We start from the raw sequence: 6,350 nt of genomic DNA, 5'->3' as shown, positions 1-6,350 counted from the left end.
AATACAACGCATGTGCCGAGATTTTATCACGAAACCGCGGGGTTGGGGTAATGGGGTGGGGCAGAAGAGTAAGCGAGGGTTTACCTTTACAACTATGTGGATAGGGACAGACGTTATAACACCAATAGCTATTGCAATGGTTTCAATCATTTCAGTGTTGACAGAAATAACTATAAGATATAAAATAAACATACACGAAATTAGCCTTTGGAGTTTTTCGGGAGAAGCAGGGTTATGGTGTCAGACGAAACGGATAGTGGCTCGGATAGTCCTCCCCTTCTTAGTGGGGACACCGTTGCCTTATCCCAGTTCATTGAAAACATGGGATTGTACTTCGAGGACTACGGCATCCCGCGCATCGGGGGGCGCATCTTAGGGTTGCTCCTGGTGGCGCGGCGCCCGGTCTCTCCTGAGGAGATGAGCGACGTCTTGCAGGTCAGTCGTAGCAGTATCTCGACCAACCTGCGCTCGTTGCTCATGGCCGGTCTGATTGAGCGAATCTCACTTCCCGGTGAACGTTCCGATTACTATGTTTTCTCGGAAGAGGCTTGGGAGCGTACCTTGGAGATGCGCTTAGAGGGTATTCAGGCCCTGCGGGAGATGGCCGAAGAGGGCTTGCAAGGGTTAGAGGCAAGTCATCCCGCCCGTCAACGCCTGGAAGAAATGCTCACCTGGGCAGCTATGGTTGAGGATGCCTATCAGAAGTTACTCGAAGCCTGGCAATCCCGCAAGGAGGTTCCGGCCTGAGGGACTAAACGGTTTCATTATCATAAATGAGACCTTACCCCCACCGGCTGGAACCCCACCAGCCGGTGGGTTTTTCGCCGGCGATCCTGCTGAAGGGAGAAGGAGGTCTGCCATGCGGTATCTGGTTATTCGCACCGAAAACCTCAGCAAGCATTTCGATCGCCGGGTGGCCGTCGAAAATGTAACCCTGGATGTGGAACCGGGTGAGATCTATGCGGTCCTGGGGCCGAAAGGATCGGGCAAGTCCACCCTGATCCGCCTTGTGTTGGGTTTGATTCGACCAACGCGCGGGCGGGTGATGGTGCTGGGGATGGACCCGCTGCGCCAGGGTTTAGCCTTACGTCAGCGCATCGGTTATGCCCCTGAGCAGGGCGTCTTCTATCCTTGGATGCGCGGTGACGAGGTGTTACGATTGCTGGCTCAGACCCGCCGTTTGCCTCTGTCCGAAAGTGCCCCAGATATGGCGCATCAGTTTGGTTTGGATTTGAAACGACCATTTGGTGCCTATGGATGGGGTGAGCGGAAAATCTTATTCCTCATCCATGCCTTCATGTTTTCGGCAGATGTGTTGATTCTGGATGAGCCCACTGTGGGATTGGATACCGTAGCGCAGGATGTGTTCTACCGCTTGGCGCGGCAAGCCCGGGCCGAGGGGCGAACAGTGTTTTTCACTACCTCCTCCTTGTTAGAGGCGGAGCGGTTATGTGATCGCGTTGCCCTGTTGTGGCAGGGGCGTATCTTGGCGGTGGAACGCGGGGTGCAGTTGCGAGCGAAGACTCTGCGCCGGATTGAGATGCGTTTTGCTACGCCGGTAGCCTTTGAAGCCTTTGCCAAGCTGCCCAACTTAGAAGAATTGTACCTGGAAGACAATAAACTACGCTGTACGTTACGCGGTGATCCGGATGCCTTCCTGAAAGTAGCCAGTCAATATCGCATCACCGATGTCATCAGCCAGCAACCCAGCCTGGATGAAATCTATCGCCGTTATTACGGAGTTGGCGGGTATGCTGCCTGACATGATGGTAACCGCCTTACGTGCAAGGATGAGGTGGTTGCTGGGCTGGGGCGGGGGCGTCCTGGTGACCATAGTAATTTGGCTGGGTATCACACCCAGCCTTTCCTTTGAAAATTTGCCGGACTGGCTGGAATTGACCATCCTGGCCGATGAAGGGGGGGAGGGGATTTTGTTCGCCCTGATTTTGCCTTTTCTCATGGGCGTTCCCTTGGTTCTTGAAGCCAGCCGGTGGGTGGGTGAGGCGATCTCTCGCGAAACCATTGCATTTCTCTTGACGTTACCCGTACGCCGGTGGGTACTTTTTCTGGGTGGATGGGGCTTCCACGTGCTCTTATTACTTTTATTGTTAGGGAGTGGATTCATTGGGGGATGGCTTGGGGTGACTGTGTTAGAAGGTGGAAGAAGTGTAAGCAGCATCCTAACCCCGGCGCGCTGGGTGGCACTAGGGCTGTTTTTGATGCTGTTCATCCACGTTGGTATGTTGGCGGCGCTCTTTGCAGCGAATACCTGGGTGGGATTGGGGAGCGGGGTCGGTGTCATGAGCGTAAGTCTGTTTCTATATGGCTGGAGCCAGTACATTCCCTTTCTAACCTGGTTACGCAATATTTTGCCCTGGTATTACTATGTGGTAACCATTCAAGGTGAAGAAAGTGCGCAGGTGGGTTGGTGGTTTATGGGAGGGCTTAATCTGTTACTTGCAGGCGGATTAGCCTGGATTTTTAGGCAAGGTCGAATACTTGAAGCGCCGCAATATTCAAAAGATAAAAAATTGTTAACCGAACGATAACATCTTCTTTGTCCTTTCTTAAGAGATCTCGATTAAGATAAAGGCGTAAATCCTCCTCCTGGTTCAGGTTTTACTCCTGGTGGGTTGGTGAGACAGGGCAAGTCAATCTAATATCGGTGTGTAGAGAGGGCGCTGAGCGGGCGCCCTTTCTACGTTAATGGATTGAAAGTCTTTCCGAAAATTGGGATTCGAAAGAAGGGGTTGTGCAAAAGGCCAGAGTGAAGCGGGATTATTGTATAATGAGCAATAAGGAGATCCTCCGCCGTGATAAATCCCCTGATTGACCCAAATGTAGCGTATTTTCTATTAGTGGTTGGCCTGGTGTTGGGCATATTGGCTCTCTTTTCGCCTGGAACCGGCATTCTGGAGATTGGCGCGCTCTTCGCTCTGGTTCTTGCAGGTTTGGGAATCGCACGCTTAAGCATTAACGCTTGGGCATTGGGTCTATTGGTGGTGGGTGTTGTGCCGTTTCTAATGGCCTTGCGCTTTTCACGACGGTGGTTTTACCTGGTTATCGCCTGTGTGGCTTTTGTTATTGGTTCTATCTTCCTGTTTAAAACCCCGGAAGGTGGGCTGGCGGTGAACCCGCTTTTAGCCGCGGTAACCTCGACTGTAGCGGTGGGTTTGTTCTGGCTGGTGGGTTGGAAGGGCTTGGAGGCCATTCGCCGTCGTCCGGAAATCTCGCTAGAACGGTTAATGGGGGCGATAGGCGAAGCGCGCACAGCGATATATCTAGAAGGAACCGTCTATATCCATGGTGAAGAGTGGAGTGCGCGCAGTGAAATCCCCATCCCCATGGGGGCCAGAGTGCGTGTGGTTGGGCGTGAGGGCCTGGTATTGGTTGTGGAACCCCTGCCTTCTTCATCATCTCAATCTAAGACATAGAAAGGTGTTCTGAGGAGGTGTGTTCATGGAACTGGTATATTGCCTAATCGGCGTCATTGTAGTAGGAGGCATTGCGTTTTTAGCTGCCGCTATTCGCATTGTCCCGGAGTATCAGCGTTTAGTGGTTTTCCGGCTGGGGCGCTGCCTGGGATCGCGTGGACCGGGCTTGGTCTTCCTGATCCCTTTTATTGATCGTGGCGTGCGCGTGGATTTGCGCGAGCAGGTACGCGAGATCCCGGCGCAGACCGCTATTACCAGTGATAACGCGCCCATTTCAATTGATTTTCTGTGGTATTACAAGGTTTTCGATCCGGTGCAGAGTGTTTTGCAGGTTGCTAACTTTGAAGCAGCGGCTCAAGGTATTGCCACGACCACCCTGCGTTCGGTAATCGGGGCAATCATGTTGGACAGCGTTTTATCAGAACGCGAGCAGATCAATCATGCACTACGCACCCGTCTGGATGAGGTAACCGAGCGATGGGGGGTCAAAGTAACCAATGTGGAAATCCGCGAGATTATCCCGCCGCGCGAAGTGCAAGAAGCGATGAATCGACAGTTATCGGCTGAGCGCAACCGCCGCGCGATTGTTACCGAATCTAACGGCACCCGTGAAGCGGCGATCAACGTGGCCGAAGGTGAAAAGCAGGCGGCTATCCTGAAGGCAGAAGGTCAAAAGCGGGCTTCGATTCTCATTGCCGAAGGTGAGCGCGAGGCACAACTCCTGCGGGCTGAGGGGTATGCGGCAGCGTTGGAGAAAATCTTCTCGGTGGCCAATCGCTTGGATTCCAAGACGCTTACCTTGCAGTATTTTGAGACTCTCAAGAGCATGGCAACGTCACCATCTACCAAGTACATTTTCCCTATGGAGTTCACCAGCCTATTGGGAGATTTCATCCGCTTGCGCGGTGAGCAGGGTAGTGGGACGCCCCAATCCTAGATTTTGACATCTGAAGAGGGGAGTTGGTCAGTTTGGTCAAACTCCCCTCTACACAAATAGCGAACTTGGTTACCACAGTTCATTATCAAATTCTTGAAGCCAACTGGCGGGATATTCAGGCTCTTTACCGCTTGGAAAAGGCTTGTTTTGGTCGTGATGCCTGGCCTTTGCTGGATATTGTGGCGGTCGTAACCTTGCCCGGTATTGTACGATTGAAGGCTGTGGTAGATGATCAACTGGTAGGTTTTGTTGCCGGTGAATCCAAACCCAAAGAAAGACTGGGTTGGATTTTGACTTTGGGGGTCAGGCCGGATTATCGAAGATTGGGTATTGGACGGTCGCTACTGTTGGAATGCGAGCAGCGGTTAAACATGCCCCGCATCCGTTTGAGCGTGCGACGTACAAACTGGCCGGCCATTCAGTTGTATTATCGGGAGGGTTACCGCGAAGTGGACGTTTGGAAGCATTATTATAGTGATGGCGAAGATGCGTTAATCATGGAAAAAATAGTTGACTCATAACGCAAGAGCGTATATCATAAAAGTAGGCTCTATGAAGAAACATCCTGTTTTACCTTGCTCACTGTCTTTCGCGGCACGCGGTATTTCGCGTGCCTTTTTGCTTGTTTAACCTTTTTCCAACCTATGAAAGGAGATGCGTGATGGATTACGGGATGATTGGCAAGCGTGAGAAAGCCAGACGATATGCCCAGGAGCGTGAACGCATTCGCTTTCAAACCTTCACGGTGACGGTGGAAGGAGAAAATAACACCCATGTGGTTCAATTCGACCACGGTAAATGGCAGTGTGATTGCGAATTCTTTCGCAGTCGCGGTGTGTGTAGTCACACCATGGCCCTGGAAATCGTCCTGGAGAATATGCTGACCCAGCCGATCAATTCGTAGCCGTAAAGGGTTTTCTCTTAAGCGAAAGCGGATCCCCCGGTTTTATGGAGGATCCGCTTACGGTTAAATGAGCATTTGGTTGTAACGTAAAATCTGCGCTAAAACACCCAAAAGGCGAGCTTGCGAGCAGATAGGAGGCCTAAAAAATGAGGATAAAAAAGACAGGCGTCATTACCTGTCCCATGGTTGATGTTATCGGTAGGGCTTCAGGGAAAAATCACAACGCTTGAGGCGGAGAGGGTGGGATTCGAACCCACGGTGGCCCAAAGGACCACAACGGTTTTCGAGACCGCCCCGATCGTCCACTCCGGCACCTCTCCAGGTGCTGGTATTATAGCAGAAGTGCGAAAATTTTTGTAAGGATTGCGAGGAATGCTGTTCATGGAGCTGGGGTGGGTGAGGGGGTAAAAGAAGAAAGAGACTTTGTGGTGGGCGTTTTTCGTTGCGAATATGGCGTGAACCGAATTCGCGCAAAAAGAAAACTAACCCCGCTGCAAATCCAATGGTAACGGCGTTGGTGATAAATAACAACGTCGCTCCACCGACGATATTCCATATCATTGAAAGCCAGGCCAATTCCAATGGTAACAAAGGGGGGGCATAAGAGCAGTAGCAATGGTCACCCCTAGCAAAGCAGCAGAAAGATTTTCTCGGGTAAGCGCATAAGCAGCGGCAAAACCGCCTGCTAGGGCGATCACCAAGATCAATGGGTGATGGATGTGTTCGACGAATGACTTCTTGGGGTAATTGTTGCAGATATAAAATGGGCAGGTTGATGTTGATTATGGTAATGGTAAAGGAAAGCAGCACGGATAAAAAGACACCTCACAAATAGAGCACTGAGTGCCGAACTGAGCATACGGCTATCGCCAATAACCGGTACCACCCCAACGGTCAGAATGGGCGACATGAGTGGAGCAACCAACATTGCACCGATAATCCCTGCTGGCGAGTTAGTCAATGGGCCAAGCGTGGCAATAGGGGTTGAAAGCACAACCAGAAGGAAAAAGTCAAAACCGGGTGAGGAAAGGAGGGTAGTTCGATGATGATTTCTTCCCGTTCCTGTGTGGTGAGC

The 6,350-nt window shown here is 51.6% G+C and carries 9 protein-coding genes and 1 tRNA gene; 7 read left to right on the top strand and 3 right to left on the bottom strand.

What is annotated here, in order from left to right:
- Positions 1–234: 234 nt before the first annotated feature.
- The 7 genes from AC01YT_RS06745 (at position 235) to AC01YT_RS06715 (ending at position 5,275) form a co-directional block, all read left to right on the top strand.
- Positions 235–747: a GbsR/MarR family transcriptional regulator gene (locus AC01YT_RS06745; RefSeq protein WP_476673890.1), complete on the top strand. Its 513-nt coding sequence runs from the start codon at positions 235–237 to the stop codon at positions 745–747.
- 112 nt (positions 748–859) lie between these two features.
- Entirely contained in the window at positions 860–1,762 is a 903-nt protein-coding gene (locus tag AC01YT_RS06740) for an ABC transporter ATP-binding protein (RefSeq protein WP_476673888.1), read from the top strand.
- The gene (locus AC01YT_RS06735; RefSeq protein WP_476673886.1) at positions 1,752–2,549 is read left to right on the top strand and encodes a hypothetical protein; all 798 of its coding nucleotides are present in this window, start codon (positions 1,752–1,754) and stop codon (positions 2,547–2,549) included. The genes AC01YT_RS06740 and AC01YT_RS06735 overlap by 11 nt, the downstream gene beginning before the upstream one ends.
- Before the next feature lie 264 nt (positions 2,550–2,813).
- Positions 2,814–3,434, top strand: a complete 621-nt coding sequence (locus tag AC01YT_RS06730; RefSeq protein ID WP_476673884.1) for an NfeD family protein — start codon at positions 2,814–2,816, stop codon at positions 3,432–3,434.
- Positions 3,435–3,459: 25 nt separating this feature from the next.
- Positions 3,460–4,371: an SPFH domain-containing protein gene (locus AC01YT_RS06725; RefSeq protein WP_476673882.1), complete on the top strand. Its 912-nt coding sequence runs from the start codon at positions 3,460–3,462 to the stop codon at positions 4,369–4,371.
- Between the two features lie 32 nt (positions 4,372–4,403).
- Positions 4,404–4,892 (top strand): GNAT family N-acetyltransferase, encoded by a 489-nt coding sequence (locus AC01YT_RS06720; protein ID WP_476673881.1) that lies wholly within the window; start codon positions 4,404–4,406, stop codon positions 4,890–4,892.
- A gap of 140 nt (positions 4,893–5,032) precedes the next feature.
- The gene (locus tag AC01YT_RS06715) at positions 5,033–5,275 is read left to right on the top strand and encodes an SWIM zinc finger family protein (RefSeq protein ID WP_315624522.1); all 243 of its coding nucleotides are present in this window, start codon (positions 5,033–5,035) and stop codon (positions 5,273–5,275) included.
- A 232-nt stretch (positions 5,276–5,507) separates the two neighbouring features.
- Here the strand turns inward: AC01YT_RS06715 and AC01YT_RS06710 are convergent.
- From AC01YT_RS06710 to AC01YT_RS06700, 3 genes are all read right to left on the bottom strand, one after another.
- Positions 5,508–5,595 (bottom strand) — tRNA-Ser (locus tag AC01YT_RS06710).
- A gap of 237 nt (positions 5,596–5,832) precedes the next feature.
- The gene (locus AC01YT_RS06705; protein WP_476673880.1) at positions 5,833–5,973 is read right to left on the bottom strand and encodes a DUF389 domain-containing protein; all 141 of its coding nucleotides are present in this window, start codon (positions 5,971–5,973) and stop codon (positions 5,833–5,835) included.
- Positions 5,974–5,978: 5 nt separating this feature from the next.
- The gene (locus AC01YT_RS06700; protein ID WP_476673878.1) at positions 5,979–6,185 is read right to left on the bottom strand and encodes a hypothetical protein; all 207 of its coding nucleotides are present in this window, start codon (positions 6,183–6,185) and stop codon (positions 5,979–5,981) included.
- Between the last annotated feature and the right edge of the window lie 165 nt (positions 6,186–6,350).

The organism is Thermanaerothrix sp., assembly GCF_056331585.1.
This window is presented reverse-complemented; position numbering and strand designations above follow the sequence as displayed.

What these genes read in the sequence shown, in the direction of transcription:
- AC01YT_RS06745 (WP_476673890.1), top strand. Translation starts at nt 235, where the DNA reads ATGGTGTCAGACGAAACGGATAGTGGCTCGGATAGTCCTCCCCTTCTT.
- AC01YT_RS06700 (WP_476673878.1), bottom strand. Translation starts at nt 6,185, where the DNA reads ATGTCGCCCATTCTGACCGTTGGGGTGGTACCGGTTATTGGCGATAGC.
- AC01YT_RS06740 (WP_476673888.1), top strand. Translation starts at nt 860, where the DNA reads ATGCGGTATCTGGTTATTCGCACCGAAAACCTCAGCAAGCATTTCGAT.
- AC01YT_RS06715 (WP_315624522.1), top strand. Translation starts at nt 5,033, where the DNA reads ATGGATTACGGGATGATTGGCAAGCGTGAGAAAGCCAGACGATATGCC.
- AC01YT_RS06725 (WP_476673882.1), top strand. Translation starts at nt 3,460, where the DNA reads ATGGAACTGGTATATTGCCTAATCGGCGTCATTGTAGTAGGAGGCATT.
- AC01YT_RS06735 (WP_476673886.1), top strand. Translation starts at nt 1,752, where the DNA reads ATGCTGCCTGACATGATGGTAACCGCCTTACGTGCAAGGATGAGGTGG.